The sequence below is a fragment of the Streptomyces sp. B1866 genome (assembly GCF_031932565.1).
Lineage (GTDB): Bacteria > Actinomycetota > Actinomycetes > Streptomycetales > Streptomycetaceae > Streptomyces.
In genome coordinates this window covers 1-640 of record NZ_JAVSCF010000580.1, presented here as the reverse complement: position 1 = coordinate 640, position 640 = coordinate 1, and the positions used below count along the sequence as shown (strand labels likewise).

Annotated in this window: 1 protein-coding gene; it reads left to right on the top strand. The window is 80.5% G+C overall.

Going from position 1 to position 640, the window contains the following annotated elements; genetic code table 11:
* Positions 1 to 184: 184 nt before the first annotated feature.
* A partial coding sequence (locus tag RKE29_RS30285) for a LysE family translocator (RefSeq protein ID WP_312008901.1) occupies positions 185 to 640 on the top strand: 456 nt, incomplete at its 3' end.

The window sequence follows — 640 nt, the reverse complement described above, 5'->3', positions numbered from 1 at the left end:
GGCCGAGGCGGCGGGCGGCGCAGGCGCGGAGGCGTGGGCGCGCGGGAGCGCGGTGGGGCGCGCGGGAGCCGGGCGCGGCGCGGGGTGCAGCGGCTGGGGCGCGAGACGGCCGATGAGGGCGCGTTGTCCGACATGCGAACAAAATGTGTTGCGAACGGACTTCCGACCCGATGGGGTAGGGGCCATGCCCGACCGCCTGCCCGCCTTCCTCGCCGTGGTCTGCCTGCTAACGGTGACCCCCGGCCCGGACATGGTGCTCGTGATCCGCAACGGCCTGCGCGCCGGCCGCCGTGCCGCGTGGGCCACCGGCCTCGGCTGCTGCCTGGGCATAGGCGTCCACGCGTGCGCGGCGGTGCTCGGCCTGTCGGCGGTCCTGGCGGCCTCCGACACGCTCTACGCCGCCTTCCGGCTCGCCGGGGCCGCCTACCTCGCCTGGCTCGGCGTACGGGCCCTGCTGGCGGCCGTACGCGCCCGCGCGCCGCTGCCCGCGTCCGGCGCCGCGTCCGGTATCGGGCCCGACGTCGCGCCCGGGGCGCTGCCGGACCCCGCGCCGGTCGGCAAGGCGGCGCCCGCCGCCGCGGACGCGCGGACGCCGCGTCCCGGCCGCGCCGCCGCGCCGGCCGACGGGGAGCCGGGCGCG